This is a genomic window from Vibrio fortis, assembly GCF_000695685.1.
Lineage (GTDB): Bacteria > Pseudomonadota > Gammaproteobacteria > Enterobacterales > Vibrionaceae > Vibrio > Vibrio fortis_A.
This window is the reverse complement of sequence record NZ_JFFR01000028.1, coordinates 111316-127621: the sequence shown is the minus strand read 5'-3', so window position 1 is coordinate 127621 and position 16306 is coordinate 111316. Positions and strand designations below refer to the sequence as shown.

The window sequence follows — 16306 nt, the reverse complement described above, 5'->3', positions numbered from 1 at the left end:
GGCTAAACCATAGAAAAAGGCAATGAAGCGGTTTGAGTCACCGCTTCATATTCTAGACAGTTGCGTTGATACAAGGTTCCCACTATTCAGCGAGCATCCACTGCTGCCAAGCCTGAGTGACGAGAGCTCTCTCTTGCTCAAACTTATCCATTGCCACATCAGCATCGAGATTAAGTAGGTTACGGTGATGAATTTCATCACGCAGTGTGGTGTAGGCGTGAGTGAGTGCCATCGCTTGTGGTTCTTCCATAATACCCTGTGACATCAAGCTCTCGAAGATGCGCACATTATCACACCAACGTGTCAGCTTTGGTTTCTCATGGCTGTATCTCAGTACCAGGTATTGAGCAAGAAACTCAACATCGGTTATGCCACCATTGTCTTGTTTAAGCATAAAGCGATCGCTTTTCTTACCGCCGAGGTGGTCACGCATTTTTTCGCGCATCTTAACTACCTCTTGCTTGAGGCTTTCACCATCACGCTCAAGACATAACACCTCATGACGCGTCTTGTTAAACGCCAATGCCAAAGGCTCATCACCATAGATCATGCGCGCGCGAGTTAATGCCTGATGCTCCCACGTCCACGCTTCACTGTGCTGGTATTCGTCAAAGGCATCGGTTGGGCTTACTAACAAGCCAGATGCACCAGAAGGTCTCAGGCGCGTATCAACCTCATAAAGAATGCCTGAGGCCGTGCGAGTCGAGAAGATATGAATAATACGTTGGGCCAATCGCAGATAGAATTGACGACCATCGATCTCTTTTTTTCCGTCGGTATAAACATGCACTGGGCAGTCATGCATGAAGACGATATCTAGGTCCGAATTGTAACCTAGCTCCCAACCACCGACTTTGCCATAACCAACGACCGCAAAGCCGCGTCCATCACGGTCTTTAATGTGTGTTGGCTCGCCATATTTAGCCGATACCTGCAGCCAAGCTTGATTCACCCCCGCTTCCACAATCGCCTCTGCTAGATAGGTTAAGTGATCGCTCACCTTCATCACAGGTAGCACACCTGCAATATCTGCCGCTGCAATTCTCAAGATGCAGGTCTGCTTAAACTGACGCAGCCCTTCCATCTGTTGTTCCATGTCATCCTCTGGAATGCGTGCAAGATAATCACGCAGCTCAGTTTTATAGGACTCGAGTGGTACTGGGTTATACAACTGCTGAGGATCGATCAATTCATCAAGCAGGATTGGGTAACGCCCTAACTGCTCTGAGATCATCGGACTCGCGGTACACAGGCGTACCAACTGAGTCAGAGCCGCTGGGTGCTCATCGAGCAGTTCAAGGTACGTCGTTCGCGTGACGATTTTATGCAGCAGGTGCAGCACACGCGACAACCCAAACTCTGCATCTTTATTGGTATATAAAGCTTGGAACACTTTCGGCATCAAACGGTTAAGAACTTCACGTCCTCTTGGGCCTAACGTTTTCTTCGCGATGTCAGCCTTAAACTGAATAATGGTATTAGCGGCTTTCTGTGGGTCGACGGCATCAATGTCTGTCTCCAAGACATGCTCAATCACATCTGGCTTATGTGCCATATCCCACAGCTCACTGAAGTGGCTCGCGATTGGATTCGCTTCCTCCTCTTCCACACCGATAAGCTCTTCAAACACCACATGAACATTGGCCATGTGCTGACGGGTCTCATCAATCAGTGCCTGCCAGCTTTCAAACTGCATCGCTACCGCCAGTTGGAGCTGCTCTTGCTCATTATCAGGCAGGGTTTGAGTCTGCTTGTCGGCCATCGCTTGCAGTAGGTTCTCTAAACGGCGAAGGAATAGGTAGGCGTCTCTGAGGTGTGCAACTTCACCTGACTCTAAAAGCTTCAAGCTATCGATGGCTTCGAGGGTGTTCAATAGGCCACGGTCTCGCAGGCTTGGTTCACGCCCACCACGAATCAGTTGAAAGACCTGCGCAATAAATTCCACTTCACGAATTCCACCAGGGCCAAGCTTAATATTGTTGGATAAGCCGCGACGACGAACCTCGCTGCTGATCATCGATTTCATTCGACGCAAAGATTGAATAGCACTGAAATCAATATAACGACGGAACACAAACGGACGCAGCATTTGGCGCAGCTCTTGATACTCAGGGTACATCTCACTCCCCATGACCCGAGCTTTCACCATGGCATAGCGCTCCCAATCACGCCCTTGCTCTTGATAGTAATCTTCTAGCGCAGCGTAACTCATGACCAATGGACCGCTTTCACCAAATGGGCGTAGTCGCATGTCAACGCGGTAGCAAAAGCCATCAAAGGTTTGTTGGTCGAGCGCCTTGATAATGCGCTGTCCAAGGCGCGTGAAAAACTGCGCATTAGCGATACTGCGGCGTGCACCTTGTGTCTCGCCATTCTCAGGGTAGGTAAAAATAAGGTCGATATCTGAAGAGAAGTTCAACTCACCACCGCCTAGCTTGCCCATGCCGATGATCAGCATAGGTTGAGCTTCTCCCTGCGCATTACAAGGCGTGCCCCACTCTTGGCAACAGATGTTGTATTGCCACTGATAGGTTTCAAAGATCATGGCCTCTGCGAGCATTGAAAGGTGGCTAAGACTCTGCTCTAGAGGCCAAGACGCGGTAAAATCACGCCAAGCGATATAAGACATTTCGCGATTACGAAACTGACGCAACACCCGCTGGCCGCTCATCTCATCTTGGCATTCAACCAGCAGGGCTGCCAACCTCTCTCGATAGCCTTCGGCACGCTCTTCACACTCAAGCATTGAAGGCAGCACTTTTGCTAACTCACTGTCACGTTGCAAGCAATCGCCGACAAAACTGCTCAGCCCTAAAACGTAGTTAAGTTGCTCTTGATATTGAGGAGACCAAGTCGAAATCGCTTCGCCTTGATGTTCAAGCAGGTTTTCTAAAGCCGATTGAGAGTGCTGAGTAAGTGAAGCAGGCAATTGCATTTTTCTTCCTTGTTTGACTAAGCGCATACTGTCTCTATTTATATCAAACTTAAGCCAATAAAAAACGCCCACATCTGGAATGTGGGCGTTTTATCGGATTAGAAACAAAACCTAAGCGTGTAAAGCCTACTTAGACCTTGAATTGCTTGATCTTACCATCCAGCTCTTCAGCATTGGTTTGCATGATTTGTGAGGTCTCAAGAAGCTCACCAACCACAGTGACCGATGCTTCTACCAGTTCGCGAACATTGGTTAGATTCACATTCATCTCTTCTGCAACGCTGCTCTGCTGACCTGCCGCTGTCGCGATTTGGAAATTCATATCATTGATTTGATTTACTTGGCTCACGATGCCATCAAGCTCTGAGCCGGCGTTGGTGACCAAATCAACGCCTTCAGCTGCTTCGACAACACTCTTCTCCATCAACTCAACCGCTGAGTTTGCACTGGTTTGCAGATGAGTGATCATATCTTGAATTTCGACCGTGGCTTGTTGAGTGCGTTGCGCTAGGTTGCGCACTTCATCAGCAACAACCGCAAAGCCACGACCTGCCTCACCAGCACGTGCAGCTTCGATTGCTGCGTTCAATGCCAAAAGGTTAGTCTGCTCAGAAATACCTTGGATAGTACCCACTACGCTTCCAATTGAGTCTACACGCTCTTCAACTTGGTTTACCGCCGCCGCTGATGCTGCGATATCAGTCGAGAGCTCACTCATCTTAGACACAGAGCCTTGTACAAACTTTTGACCCGTCAGGGCTTGGCCTGATGCTTGCTCTGTGAGAGAAGAGGCATTCTGTGCGTGCTCAGCCACCGTTTGAACCGTTGACGTCATCTCACTCATTGCAGTCGCTAGCTGATCTATCTCGTTGAACTCTTCCTGCGCTGACTCTTTGGTTTCTGACATACTGATCGTCATCACCTCGGTCAGTGCAAACAATTCATCAGATGAAGCCACTTGCGTTTTAATCATGTCATTCAGTTGGACGCGAGTTTTCTCTAGTTCACGAGCAACATCACCGTACTCATCTTTACAGTCCATATGGATTGGCACTGACAGATTTTTATCCGCCATCGTTTTAATGGCTTCACTCAGATACTGAGTCTGGCGCAGCATTACACGTGCCGCTGCCATCAGAAGAACCACAAACACCACAATCATCAAGCCAGTTTGCCAAGCCACTTGTACTAGGTACGTTTCGTAGTGCTCTTGTGCTACTTGCGCGTTGTTCGTTGCTGCAAGCAGTGAATCATAGAATGTGCTTGCATCCCACAATTGCTTGGCAATGATCAAAATGGTACTGAATACCATCAGCATGATCATTTTTGGAACGAGACGAACGTCAGAGATTACCCTTTCCCACGGCTTGAATGACAGTTTGGTCATTGTCAGTTCTCCATTAAGTCTTATATATTGGACGCTTCCATATCCGCGCAATAGCAACGATTTGCTAAAGATTGCGATTTATTTCGAGCTTCGTATGAATGTTAGATAGTACCAAAGACACACCCAAGCCAATGAGCTTATTATCACTGATTCTCTCTTTCTTAGCGTTATTTGTGATCTCTGGCTTATTGTTCGCACCTATCGATAACGAATCTAAACAAGTTCTTATCGGCCTCGATTTTGTAATCTGTAGTGTTTTTCTTCTGCAGCTCACTATTGATCTATTTCGAGCGGAAAGTAAAACATCATATTTAAAGATCCACTGGATAGATTTCCTTGCCAGTATCCCGATGATAGAACCACTACGCTTCGCACGTATCTTTCAGATATTACGGGTTATTTTGGTTTTACGCTCAAGCAAACGTATTTTTAGAGAGCTGTTTCGCAATCGCAAAGAAACCACACTCGCCTCCATCATTTTATTGCTAGTGCTATTGCTCACCATTGGTGCTGGCACGATTCTGCTGCTTGAGCATAAACAGCCAGGGGCGAACATTACCACTGGCCACGACGCATTGTGGTGGGCGTTTGTGACGATTAGTACCGTAGGCTATGGCGATCACTACCCAGTGACAAACTCAGGAAAATTGGTTGCCTCTTTAGTGATCATTTGTGGTGTGGGTGTATTCGGTATGATCTCAGGATTAGTGACTTCACTAATCACAGAACCGACCGATTTACAGAATCAGAAGCTGGAGAACAAGGACAAAAAGCTCGACCTTATTCTGGAACAACAGCAACAGATCCTTGAACGGTTAGATAAGCTAGAACAGCAGATAAAAAAATAGGGCACAATGCCCTATTTTCATGTTCTATTTGGTTTTTATTAGTCTTGCCAGTATGGCTCAACTTCAACGCTGATCTGACGCGTCTGCTCCATCGCATGCAGGATAGACACCTCTTGGCGAGCCAACCAACGCTCCAGTTGATCCTTCTCATCACCCTCTAACTTGTCAGTTAACGGGGCAAGCGTTCTTAGCATCAATAGGTCATCAATGCCTTGGATCATATCTGCCCACGGTAGACGGAAGCTGTTACGTTCATCAGCATCATACAAGCTGGCAAACCCAACACCTGAATATAGGTTGCGCATTAGGCGGTACTGCTGATCGATGTAAGCTTGGCTGGTCATGACACGTTCAGGCGGGAAAGCTTCCATTAGCTCAGCCCAAGTGCGATCTAATTGCTTAACCGAGAACCACTCAATGCCACGAGCCATTTGTTCACGCGCTTTATCATCAAGGAATGGCTGCCAACCGCGCGATAGGATCCAACGGCTCAAATCAAGCAGCAAACCTGTATAACGCGCAGAGCTCAAAAGAGTGAGTAGTTCTTCACGATCTGGAAGCTGCTCTTGCATCTCTTTAAGTTCAGCAACCAAGAACTTACGAGCATCTAGCTTACGTAAAACGTGGCCTTTATCTTCTAGCAAGTCTTCTAGATGGTCGTAGCTCTTAAGCCACTCTAGTTCTTGCTCTAACCATTTAAGCTCTTGGCGGAGGATCGCGCTCGCACGACGCGGGACAATGCCACCATAAATAGTAAATGTTTGACGGATAAAGCTCAGAGAGTGGCTGATCTCATGCAGTGCTTCAATTGACTGGCGCTCAGTGAAGATCTGCTCATGGTAGTGCCAGTGAGATAGAGCATGTTCTAGTGACTGAATAAAGCAAGATTCAACCGTGTCGTGCTTATCAGTATCCACCAACGCCAAAGGTTTAACTTCATCACCTTGGTAACCCTGCGCCAAGCGATAGCCTTTTGCTGCTTTGCTCAGATTGCCCAAACGCATCCCGCCCTGTTCACAGAACTGTCGCGACAGTGTGAATAGTGCATCGGCCTGTCCAGATTTAAGCTCTAACTCAACCTCACAGATTGGCTCTTGTTTGTCACCAGACTCAACAAAGCCTTGGTCAAACGCCACCTCAATCTGACTGCCATCAGGCATCCCCACCAGCCATTGTTCGCGAGTGAAGTTCGTCGAAAAGAGAGGAATCAGTTCAGATTGCAGTGTCTCGATATCCTTACCGTCTGGCCAAATATCGCCAGGGTGAAGAGATAGATTCGGTTGATTGCTATCGTGCTCCGCATTGTACTCTGGTCTCTGGTGTAAACCTGCAACCACACGACCCGCTGTTTTTACAGTTTGTACAAATACGTCATCAAAGCGTCGAATGCGCAAGCCAGTATCGTGCTCACGTAGCCAGTTGTCCGGCGTATCAAAGTAGATGTTACCTAGCTCTCGACAACTGTGCTGAAGTACCTTCGTTTCAGCAATTTTATTGCGTAAAGTCTCTGAAAATTCAGGAGAAACAAAAAACTTCAGTTCTATCTCGGTTTCCATAGTTATACCTTTCTGGGAAGATAGGAACAGGATATTGCCAATTTTAGAACTCGGCAAGTCAGAAATATCGCCCATATGATGATCTAAAACAGTTTTAATGAGAGATTGATTAGGTTAACATGCGCGACTTTATAGCCATCGCTTAACATTTCACCACGAACATGGTGTATGTTTTTTTTAAGGTTATTATTTATTAGGTTGGACAACCATGCCAGTAAATACAATTATGGGGTTATTTGCAAAGTCCCCAATTAAACCTTTGCAACGTCACGTTGTGTGTGTGAACGAATGTTGTTCTCACCTAGTTAACTTCTTTGAAGTATCTTCAAAGGGTGACTGGGAAAAGGCAGCTGAAATTCGTGCGCAGATTTCTCATCTTGAAAAAGAAGCAGACGTACTAAAACGTGAAATCCGCCTTAAACTTCCTCGCGGTTTGTTTATGCCGGTTGATCGCACCGATATGTTGGAGCTATTAACTCAGCAAGACAAACTTGCAAACCTAGCGAAAGACATCGCTGGCCGCGTTTACGGTCGTCAGCTTGTCATTCCTGCTCCTCTACAAGAGAATTTCATCGCTTACGTTAAACGTTGCCTAGATGCAGCGAACCAAGCACAAAACGTAATCAATGAACTAGATGAATTACTTGAGACTGGCTTTAAAGGCCGTGAAGTAACACTCGTTGCTGAGATGATTCATCAATTAGATGTAATCGAAGATGATACAGACGCGATGCAGATCGAACTACGCCAACAACTAATGGCAATTGAAGCAGATCTAAACCCTGTCGACATCATGTTCTTATACAAGATTCTTGAATGGGTCGGTGGTATTGCAGACCAAGCGCAGCGTGTTGGCGCTCGTCTTGAAGTAATGCTTTCTCGATCTTAAATCAAACGTTAACTATATAACGAAGAGCACTTTTTAACCAAAACCACTTATGCGTTGAGTATTTCTCTCGTTGAGCGGTTTTTTGCGTCTAAATTTGCTCCGCTTGTTATCAAACAACTAGGTATTACGATGGATATCCTTGCTAACTACGGCACTGTCCTGATTCTTATTGCAGCAGCTTTCGGTTTCTTGATGGCTATTGGTATTGGTGCGAATGACGTTGCGAACGCAATGGGCACTTCAGTAGGCTCAAAAGCTCTAACCGTTAAACAAGCGATCATTATCGCAATGATCTTTGAATTTGCTGGTGCTTATCTTGCTGGCGGTGAAGTTACCGATACTATCCGTAAAGGTGTTATCGAGACATCTCTATTTGCACACCAACCTGACGTACTTGTATTCGGCATGATGTCAGCACTACTTGCTGCTGGTACATGGCTACTACTTGCTTCTTACATGGGCTGGCCTGTTTCAACAACGCACTCAATTATCGGTGCTATCATCGGTTTCGCTTGTGTGTCTGTTGGTACTGAAGCGGTGGACTGGGGCAGCGTTCAAGGTATCGTAGGTAGCTGGATCATTACGCCTGTTATCTCTGGCTTCTTTGCTTACGTTATCTTCGTAAGTGCTCAGCGTCTGATCTTTGATACTGAGAACCCACTGTTCAACGCTAAGCGTTTTGTTCCTGTGTACATGTTCATCACAACAATGGTGATCGCGCTAGTAACAATCAAGAAAGGCCTAAAGCACGTTGGTCTTCACCTAAGCAACACTGAAGCTTGGGTTTGGGCTGCTGGTGTTTCTGCGATTGTTATGGTTGGTGGCTACCTATACATCCAGAAGAAATTCGCTAACCGCGAAGAAGACCACAGCTTTGCTGGCGTAGAAGGTATCTTCTCTGTTCTTATGGTTATCACAGCGTGTGCGATGGCATTTGCTCACGGTTCAAACGACGTAGCTAACGCGATTGGTCCACTGTCTGCTGTTGTATCAACAGTTGAACACATGGGTGAAATCACAGGTAAGAGCACCATCGCATGGTGGATTCTACCTCTAGGTGGTTTTGGTATCGTTGTTGGTCTTGCAACACTTGGCCATAAAGTAATGGCAACAGTTGGTACTGGTATTACAGAGCTAACACCAAGCCGTGGTTTTGCAGCTCAACTAGCAACAGCATGTACCGTAGTTCTTGCTTCTGGTACTGGTCTACCAATCTCAACAACACAAACACTTGTTGGTGCTGTATTGGGTGTTGGTTTCGCTCGCGGTATCGCAGCTCTAAACCTTGGTGTAGTACGTAACATCGTTGCTTCTTGGATTGTAACACTGCCAGCAGGTGCACTGCTTGCGGTTGTATTCTTCTACGCAATTCAAGGTATGTTCATCGGCTAACCCTATTTCAGGGGCTGAATGCACGTCAGAAAATTGTGAGTTTCAGTAACGATATGTAAATCTCATGTCATTATTGACTCAAATACACAGAAAGGGAGGCTCAGCCTCCCTTCTTTGTTGCACCCTACCGAGAAACTAAATACTATCTGCTAACTGAGGCTGACTTATTGCCCACCCCAATTGAAATCGTTAAGGGATTTACTGTGAAAAAACTGATTAGCTTCGTTTTGTTCGCAATGCTTGCAGCCCCAGCTGCGTTTGCACAAGACCGTTATATTGCTGATAAACTATTTACTTATATGCACTCTGGCCCAAACAATAGCTACCGTATTATTGGTAGTGTCGATGCCGGTCAAAAAATCACATTCCTACAAGCAAATAAGCAAACTGGTTATACCCAAATTCAAGACAACCGTGGCCGTAAAGGCTGGGTTGAGAGCAAGTTTGTCACTTCTCAAGAGAGCATGGCACTGCGCATGCCTAAGCTAGAAAAAGAACTAGCAGAAGTGAAAGCTAAGCTGGCTAACGCACGTCAAAGCGCAGATAGTGAAAAAGCGGGCCTAATCAGCTCTCTTGATTCTCGCAACACTCAAATTTCTGAGCTAGAGCAGAACTACAGCGAAATCAGCCAACAGCTGACAAGCGTTCAAACTGAAAACCGCGAACTACGCGCTAAGTTAGACACGCAAAAAGATGACCTACTGCTGAAGTACTTCATGTACGGCGGCGGTGTCGCAGGCCTAGGTCTGTTGTTTGGTCTGATTCTTCCGCACCTAATCCCGCGTAAGAGAAAATCACCAAACGGTTGGGCGTAATCGCAACAAATCAAAAAAGGAGCACTCATGTGCTCCTTTTTGTTTTTCTAATGTTCAATCGCCTCAGCGATCAACCTTGCCACTCATAAAGCGCTGGGATTTCGATAGCCTGCTCTTCAAACTCCACCACAATAGATTGCGGCTTCACTTCTATTAGCTGCACTTCAGGAGTTATCCAGTCCCCTTGTGCCACCTCTTTGTCATTGATTTTAACCCAGCGCCTCTCTGCACTGCTTGAGTACATATGCGTTTGCAGGTTCAGGCTTGGTAAACGGCCGCTTAAGCTCTGAGTATGCGACTCCAACTGCACAGTCGGCTGAGGTCGGTATTGGTCAATGTCCACCTCAGACGGTGAATCACTGTTATCAAGAATCGACTCAATCTTGAGGGCTAACTCAGGAGACAGCTCGGTAAGATCCAGTCCTTGTAACAGGTCACCTTCCATCGCTTCATTGCCTGCACTACTAGAGCTTTGCTTCACTTGTGGCTTGCTTGATTCAGCAGGCGATTGTTGCGGTTCACTCTCGGAATCAACCTGAGCCAGTGCAGAATCGTCTTGTTTGTTCGATACTTGAGTCTCTCGCTCATCACTGTTAACCGTTTCAGCGTTAACCGATGCATAGTGCATTTGACGAGGCAGAGTTTTCAATTCGCCCACCCGAGGTGCAGGGCGAATGCTAAACAGCTCAGAATCTGCGTTACTCACGACCAACTCAGCGTCGAGTTGTGGGGCTTCTTGAGCAGGAGTCGACTCTGGCGTGACCGCCGCGACCACACTTACTGACTCAGTTAGTGCAACTGCACTCTCTTGCTCTTTAGAGGTTCGCTCTTGATAAAGCAAGCCTCCCGCAACGAGTAGCGATGGTACCAATAAGATCAATAGGCTCATCGCGATTGATGCGCCGCGATGCGAACGCAACTTAGGAGCTTGAGTCGACACGACGTGCTGCTGGAACCCGGGCATTTCCGATTTTTGTAAACGGCTCATTGTTCGAGACATTACCCTCTCTCCTCATTAATGCTCGTCAGGATAGGGGAATCTAACTGAGCGATTCGTTGTAGGCGCGCAAGCGTTCTTTTTCCTGCAATGCCATCGACTGACATTCCTTGCCAGATCTGAAATGCTTCAACCTTACGCTTTAGCTCGTCATCGAACAGCTCTTGTCCCGTTACATTTTCTCCTAATGCTTCAGACAGTAGCAGATCAAGCAATGCGACCGCTTCTCCGGAATCCCCCTCTCTAAGGGTCTCTCTCAGAGGTTGTTTCCATATCGCAACATAATCGCCCTGCCACAAGGCTTCTAATGCTGAAACCGGTATTTGAACTAAAGATTGATTCACTAATAATTCAACCGACTTGTCAGAAAGGCCATACAGCACTGCATGATAAGACTGTTCCTCAAAGGTCAGGTTTAATACTACTGGTGAGTTGAGTTGAATCAGTTCACGCAGTGTCGCTTGCCCTTCAACACACACAAACACACTCTGTGGTTCACTCAAACATAAGCCATCTCGAAGTGAAGATTGATAACCCCACAACTGATACAGGTCTTGGATAGCAGAAGCTCGACTTGTGCCCTGCGTGAGTTGTTGAGCAATATGTTCAGGCAGCAGAGGGGCTGTTGTTTCAGCTTGAATCTCTATAGGAGCCTGCATCGCCGTTTTAATTTGAGGTTCAAGGTCAGACGCCATCTGGTCATTGACAAGCCACTTGTCGATGTTTTGCGGTAGGTACGTAAACGTCCCCCAAGCGAGTCCTAAGCCTAGCACGCTCAACGCGCTGTACTGCACCAGCTTCGGCCAAACTGCCGACGGCTGTTTAACAGGCGCTTGATACACCTCAGCTTGGAACGACATGATCTGCTGACACGCTTGCTCAACGGTGATTTGAGATGGTGTTTTTTCGCCTTGATGAAAGCTCAATTGAAGAGCTTTGTCACACACAAGGTTAATCAATCTCGGTATACCATGGGTGTATTGAGCGATAGATTTCACTGCGCGATTAGAGAACAGCATCTGCTGTGCACCCGCTGTCTCCAGTCTAAACGCAATGTACTTACCCGCCTCTTGGGCGTTGAGAGGCAACAGGTGATAACGCCCTGTGATACGTTGTGCTAGCTGTCGAAGTTGATTGGTTTGCAAATGTTGCTGCAGCTCGGGTTGCCCCACCAGTAGCACTTTCAATAATTTACGGCTGTCTGTCTCTAAGTTGGTCAGAAGGCGCAGCTGCTCCAATACATCAGCGGCGAGATGCTGCGCTTCATCAATCACCAGCAGAGTTTGAATCCCCTGCTCATGGCTGTCCAACAAGAAACTATGAATAGCCTGGCTCAACTGCTTGAGTGAAGCCTGTTCTGGGTAATCAATCTCAAACTCATCACACACCGCTTCGAGCAGCTCAATGTTAGAGAATGTCGGATTCAGTATAAGGCCAGCTTGAGTTTGGTTATCCAAAGATGCCAGCATCGCCTTAGCAACGGTCGTTTTGCCAGTTCCCACTTCACCTGTCAGCATGGCAAAGCCACCACCATCACCCAGTCCAGCTTGCAGGTTCTGCATTGCTTCCTGATGACGCTGACTTAAAAACAAGTAGCGAGAATTTGGTACAATCGAGAATGGCATCTCTACGAAGCCAAAATATTCCTTATACATGGGCTGCCCTATAATTACGATAAATGGAAATTACCATTGCTCGCCATAAAGTCCAGCAGTGATAAAAGATTTCGAGGTGATAAGTTGCAAAACTACGATGGCTTACCAATACACCAGAGCCTAAACAGATATTTAGTAGGTGGTGCAGTACGCGACCAATTACTGGAAATTGCGAGCTACGACAAAGATTGGGTTGTCGTCGGCAGTACGCCGCAGCAGATGGAAGAACTTGGGTTTACCGCCGTTGGTAAAGAGTTTCCAGTTTTCTTACACCCAAAAACTAAAGAAGAGCACGCACTAGCACGAACTGAGAAAAAGTCTGGCTCTGGCTATACAGGTTTTGAGTGCTATTTTGCACCTGACGTTACCCTCGAAGAAGATCTCATGCGTCGCGACCTAACCATCAACGCTATCGCACAAGATGAACAAGGTACACTCTACGACCCCTATCATGGTCAACAAGACCTAGAGAACCGCGTTCTAAGACACGTCTCAGACGCCTTTGTCGAAGATCCACTGCGCGTGCTGCGTGTGGCTCGTTTCGCCGCCAAGCTTCATCACTTGGACTTTACTATTGCGCCAGAAACACTGGAGATGATGCAACGTATCGTTGAGTCTGGTGAATTAGAACATCTAACAGCAGAACGAGTCTGGCAAGAGTGGCACAAATCACTGAGCACACCACACCCTGAGATCTTCTTATCAACCTTAAGAGAATGCGGTGCCCTAGCCGTGGTACTCCCAGAATTGGATGCGCTATTTGGCGTCCCGCAGCCTGAAAAGTGGCACCCTGAGATCGACACTGGTATTCACACCTTGATGGTTGCTCAGCAAGCAGCACTATTAAGCACTTCACTGCCTGTTCGTTTTGCAGCCCAAGTTCATGATCTTGGTAAAGGCGTTACTCCGCCAAGTGAGTGGCCAAGCCATAAGATGCACTGTCATACGGGTCTCAAGCTGATCAAATCCCTATGTGAACGAGTACGTGTGCCGAATGAATTTCGTGATTTAGCGTTGCTTGTCTGTGAACAGCACTCCAACATCCATCGTGCAGGTGAGCTCAAGCCATCCACCTTCCTAAAGATCCTCAACAAATTTGATGTGTGGCGTAAACCTGAGAGACTCAATGACATCTTGCTGTGTTGCCAAGCAGATCATGCCGGAAGAAAAGGATTAGAGTCTGATCCTTATCCACAAAAGCCTCGCTTTGAAGCAGCGTATCAAGCTGCATTAGGGGTCGATGTTAAAGCCGTGATTGCCGATGGTTTTAAAGGTAAAGATATTCGTGATGAGCAAGAGAAGCGTCGTATTCAGGCTATTGAGAGCGCGCTAGCTACCGCTTAAAAGTAGCTAACTTGTATCATTGATTTAAACAACAAAGCCCGCTGAATCCGCGGGCTTTGTGCGTTTTGAAGTTTGAGTTGGGGCTTATTGCATCATCAAGAAAGCAAACAGACCACAACCTAGAATCAAGCGGTAGATAACAAATGGCGTCATACCCATGCGAGAGATTAACTTCAAGAAGAAGTGAATGCAGATATAAGCGCTGATGAAAGAGACCACAATACCCGTCAACAAAGTACCAACGTGGATTGGATCACCGCTAGTGACTAGCTTAAGGCCTAAGTAGCCGCCCGCTAGCGTGATAATAGGAATCGACATTAAGAAAGAGAAACGAGCTGCCGCTTCACGAGTAAAACCAAGGTACAGCGCTGCAGTAATAGTTGCGCCAGAGCGAGACGTACCTGGGATCATCGCCATCGCTTGCGCCAAACCAATGAATAGCGCCTTCTTCCAGCCTGCTTGATACTCATCGTCACGCAGTGCTGAGTTCTTATCTACCCACCACAACAACAAACCAAACACGATGGTCGTGGTCGCGATAACCCACGCGCTACGCAGGTAAAGCTCAATGATGTCTTTCATCAACAGGCCAAACACACAAGCAGGAATAGTCGCCAAGATGATCATCCAAGCCAGTTTCGCTTCTTTGCTTCGATCACCTTTGAACACTGAACCAAAAAACGCATTCAGTAGTGAGATAACCTCTTTGCGGAAATAGATAACTACTGCCGCCAATGTACCAACGTGTACCGCCACATCAAATGCCAAACCTTGGTCTTCCCAGCCAAGTACAGCTGAAGGAAGGATCAAGTGTGCAGAGCTTGAGATCGGCAAAAATTCGGTAAAGCCTTGCACCAACGCCAAAATAAACGCTTCAAAATAACTCATTTCTAACCTTATAAATTTATAGTTCTATATCTACAACAGAGAGGGAGTCTAGCTGCTCCATTTTCTGCCATATTTCACTGACGGTTCGTCCATCCTGGGGGATTACCCGAGCAGGACAGAGATCATATAGTGGTTGTGTGACAAAAGGATATTTAAAGATATCACTGCGAGGAAGTTGAGGTTTTTGAGAAGAAACCACATCACCAAACAACACGATATCGAGATCTAAATTGCGGTCTTGCAACTTATGGGCATCCTTCGCGCGCCCGTATTTAAACTCAATTTTACGCAGCTGTTGTGAAAATTCGGTCAATGACAACAAAGTATCGAGCTCAATCACGAAGTTATAGAACGGGTGGCTATCAAACCCCACCGGTTCACAGTGATAAATCGAGGAGCAACGCAGATTGCTCCCCAAAGATTGCAGCTCTAGCCAAGCGGCCTTGGCATGTTTGTCACGGTCGATATTGGTGCCGACCCCGACATAAGCAATGGTCATGCTTGGCCTCGTTCGATGACCACACCTACAGCTTTCGCTTGAGGCACTGCGCCCGGCTTCGCCAGACGGATCTTGATCCATGGCACTGAGAATTGCGTCATGATCAACTCAGCGATCTCTTCTGCGACACGCTCAACCAATAGGAAGCGACCATTTTCAATGTGCTCAAGCACCGCCGTGCTCACCTTTGAATAATCTAAAGCATCGACCACGTCATCACTTTTACCTGCTGGACGGTTGTCGTGAGCCATCTCTATATCAAGCACTAGCTTTTGCTTAATTTCTTGTTCCCAGTCATACACACCAATTGTTGTGATTACTTCTAACTGTTCGATGAAAACTTTATCCAGTGCCATTAGTTGTCCTTTTAGAGGTCGGATACCCAAAAATGGGAAAAAAACGTATTATTTGCCTAATTCAGGATATGATATCAATTACTCTTGGATTGAGCATTATTTTCGCACCATTAAGGACAGACATGACTCCATTGGCACTCATTATGATCATTGCAGCCTATCTATTAGGTTCAATCTCAAGTGCGGTCTTGATATGCCGAGTCGCGCGTCTGCCCGATCCTAGAACCGTGGGTTCAAATAATCCCGGTGCTACTAATGTATTGCGTATCGGTGGCAAAGCCGCTGCAGCTTCTGTGCTCCTGTGTGACATGCTAAAAGGGACTATTCCTGTCTGGCTTGGTTACTTCCTCGATATTGACCCTATCATTCTGGGTGTTGTCGCGATTGCCGCTTGTTTGGGCCACATGTACCCAATCTTCTTCCACTTTAAGGGTGGCAAGGGCGTTGCGACTGCCTTGGGTGCCATCGCGCCTATTGGTCTTGACCTTACCGGTATGATTATGGGCACTTGGCTACTGGTCGCTTTTCTTTTCCGTTACTCATCTTTGGCTGCGATTGTCACCGTGTTAGTCACTCCGTTTTATGCGTGGATGGTAAAACCACAATACACACTTCCTGTTGCCATGTTGTGCTGCTTGATCGTGCTGCGCCATCATCAAAATATTCGCCGATTACTCGACGGCAGTGAGCCAAAATTAGGACAAAAAAAATCGGCATAATCGATATAGATTGCGCCGATTTTTCA

At 46.8% G+C, this 16306-nt stretch carries 14 protein-coding genes; 6 read left to right on the top strand and 8 right to left on the bottom strand.

Annotated features, from left to right (window positions below):
* Nucleotides 1-82: 82 nt before the first annotated feature.
* Nucleotides 83-2935 (bottom strand): bifunctional [glutamate--ammonia ligase]-adenylyl-L-tyrosine phosphorylase/[glutamate--ammonia-ligase] adenylyltransferase, encoded by a 2853-nt coding sequence (glnE, locus tag VFDL14_RS03290; RefSeq protein WP_032553088.1) that lies wholly within the window; start codon nt 2933-2935, stop codon nt 83-85.
* A gap of 130 nt (nt 2936-3065) precedes the next feature.
* Nucleotides 3066-4322, bottom strand: a complete 1257-nt coding sequence (locus tag VFDL14_RS03295) for a methyl-accepting chemotaxis protein (protein ID WP_032553087.1) — start codon at nt 4320-4322, stop codon at nt 3066-3068.
* 98 nt (nt 4323-4420) lie between these two features.
* Here VFDL14_RS03295 and VFDL14_RS03300 point away from each other — a divergent pair, with 98 nt between their 5' ends.
* On the top strand, nt 4421-5170 hold the full coding sequence (locus VFDL14_RS03300; protein ID WP_032553086.1) for a potassium channel family protein: 750 nt from the start codon (nt 4421-4423) through the stop codon (nt 5168-5170).
* Nucleotides 5171-5208: 38 nt separating this feature from the next.
* On the opposite strand, the gene VFDL14_RS03305 is transcribed toward VFDL14_RS03300, so the two are convergent.
* Entirely contained in the window at nt 5209-6726 is a 1518-nt protein-coding gene (locus VFDL14_RS03305; protein WP_032553085.1) for an inorganic triphosphatase, read from the bottom strand.
* 208 nt (nt 6727-6934) lie between these two features.
* On the opposite strand from VFDL14_RS03305, the gene VFDL14_RS03310 reads away from it, so the two are divergent.
* From VFDL14_RS03310 to VFDL14_RS03320, 3 genes are all read left to right on the top strand, one after another.
* Complete coding sequence (locus VFDL14_RS03310; protein ID WP_032553084.1) at nt 6935-7615, top strand: TIGR00153 family protein; 681 nt, start codon at nt 6935-6937, stop codon at nt 7613-7615.
* A 129-nt stretch (nt 7616-7744) separates the two neighbouring features.
* Nucleotides 7745-9007 carry an inorganic phosphate transporter gene (locus VFDL14_RS03315; RefSeq protein WP_032553082.1) on the top strand — a complete coding sequence of 421 codons (1263 nt, stop codon included), beginning with the start codon at nt 7745-7747 and terminating at the stop codon, nt 9005-9007.
* Between the two features lie 203 nt (nt 9008-9210).
* On the top strand, nt 9211-9822 hold the full coding sequence (locus tag VFDL14_RS03320) for a TIGR04211 family SH3 domain-containing protein (RefSeq protein WP_032553081.1): 612 nt from the start codon (nt 9211-9213) through the stop codon (nt 9820-9822).
* A gap of 70 nt (nt 9823-9892) precedes the next feature.
* On the opposite strand, the gene VFDL14_RS03325 is transcribed toward VFDL14_RS03320, so the two are convergent.
* Both VFDL14_RS03325 and VFDL14_RS03330 read right to left on the bottom strand, forming a co-directional pair.
* Nucleotides 9893-10822 (bottom strand): general secretion pathway protein GspB, encoded by a 930-nt coding sequence (locus VFDL14_RS03325; RefSeq protein WP_032553080.1) that lies wholly within the window; start codon nt 10820-10822, stop codon nt 9893-9895.
* Nucleotides 10822-12474: an ExeA family protein gene (locus tag VFDL14_RS03330; protein ID WP_032553079.1), complete on the bottom strand. Its 1653-nt coding sequence runs from the start codon at nt 12472-12474 to the stop codon at nt 10822-10824. The genes VFDL14_RS03325 and VFDL14_RS03330 overlap by 1 nt, the downstream gene beginning before the upstream one ends.
* 36 nt (nt 12475-12510) lie before the next feature.
* On the opposite strand from VFDL14_RS03330, the gene VFDL14_RS03335 reads away from it, so the two are divergent.
* The gene (locus tag VFDL14_RS03335; RefSeq protein WP_032553078.1) at nt 12511-13818 is read left to right on the top strand and encodes a multifunctional CCA addition/repair protein; all 1308 of its coding nucleotides are present in this window, start codon (nt 12511-12513) and stop codon (nt 13816-13818) included.
* An 84-nt stretch (nt 13819-13902) separates the two neighbouring features.
* Here the strand turns inward: VFDL14_RS03335 and VFDL14_RS03340 are convergent, their stop codons facing one another.
* The 3 genes from VFDL14_RS03340 to folB are packed head-to-tail and all read right to left on the bottom strand — an operon-like array spanning nt 13903 to nt 15561.
* A complete protein-coding gene (locus VFDL14_RS03340) occupies nt 13903-14706 on the bottom strand; it encodes an undecaprenyl-diphosphate phosphatase (RefSeq protein WP_032553077.1) in 804 nt (267 codons plus the stop codon).
* A 16-nt stretch (nt 14707-14722) separates the two neighbouring features.
* Nucleotides 14723-15205 (bottom strand): 2-amino-4-hydroxy-6-hydroxymethyldihydropteridine diphosphokinase, encoded by a 483-nt coding sequence (gene folK / locus VFDL14_RS03345; RefSeq protein WP_032553076.1) that lies wholly within the window; start codon nt 15203-15205, stop codon nt 14723-14725.
* Nucleotides 15202-15561, bottom strand: a complete 360-nt coding sequence (gene folB, locus VFDL14_RS03350; protein WP_032553075.1) for a dihydroneopterin aldolase — start codon at nt 15559-15561, stop codon at nt 15202-15204. The genes folK and folB overlap by 4 nt, the downstream gene beginning before the upstream one ends.
* A gap of 122 nt (nt 15562-15683) precedes the next feature.
* Between folB and plsY the strand changes: the two genes are divergently transcribed.
* Complete coding sequence (gene plsY / locus VFDL14_RS03355; RefSeq protein WP_032553074.1) at nt 15684-16280, top strand: glycerol-3-phosphate 1-O-acyltransferase PlsY; 597 nt, start codon at nt 15684-15686, stop codon at nt 16278-16280.
* The last annotated feature ends 26 nt before the right edge of the window (nt 16281-16306 follow it).

Coding starts and splice junctions, on each gene's coding strand:
- VFDL14_RS03330 (WP_032553079.1), bottom strand. CDS start 12,474: ATGTATAAGGAATATTTTGGCTTCGTAGAGATGCCATTCTCGATTGTA.
- VFDL14_RS03315 (WP_032553082.1), top strand. CDS start 7,745: ATGGATATCCTTGCTAACTACGGCACTGTCCTGATTCTTATTGCAGCA.
- VFDL14_RS03340 (WP_032553077.1), bottom strand. CDS start 14,706: ATGAGTTATTTTGAAGCGTTTATTTTGGCGTTGGTGCAAGGCTTTACC.
- VFDL14_RS03295 (WP_032553087.1), bottom strand. CDS start 4,322: ATGACCAAACTGTCATTCAAGCCGTGGGAAAGGGTAATCTCTGACGTT.
- VFDL14_RS03305 (WP_032553085.1), bottom strand. CDS start 6,726: ATGGAAACCGAGATAGAACTGAAGTTTTTTGTTTCTCCTGAATTTTCA.
- VFDL14_RS03300 (WP_032553086.1), top strand. CDS start 4,421: ATGTTAGATAGTACCAAAGACACACCCAAGCCAATGAGCTTATTATCA.
- folK (WP_032553076.1), bottom strand. CDS start 15,205: ATGACCATTGCTTATGTCGGGGTCGGCACCAATATCGACCGTGACAAA.
- glnE (WP_032553088.1), bottom strand. CDS start 2,935: ATGCAATTGCCTGCTTCACTTACTCAGCACTCTCAATCGGCTTTAGAA.
- plsY (WP_032553074.1), top strand. CDS start 15,684: ATGACTCCATTGGCACTCATTATGATCATTGCAGCCTATCTATTAGGT.
- folB (WP_032553075.1), bottom strand. CDS start 15,561: ATGGCACTGGATAAAGTTTTCATCGAACAGTTAGAAGTAATCACAACA.
- VFDL14_RS03310 (WP_032553084.1), top strand. CDS start 6,935: ATGCCAGTAAATACAATTATGGGGTTATTTGCAAAGTCCCCAATTAAA.
- VFDL14_RS03325 (WP_032553080.1), bottom strand. CDS start 10,822: ATGTCTCGAACAATGAGCCGTTTACAAAAATCGGAAATGCCCGGGTTC.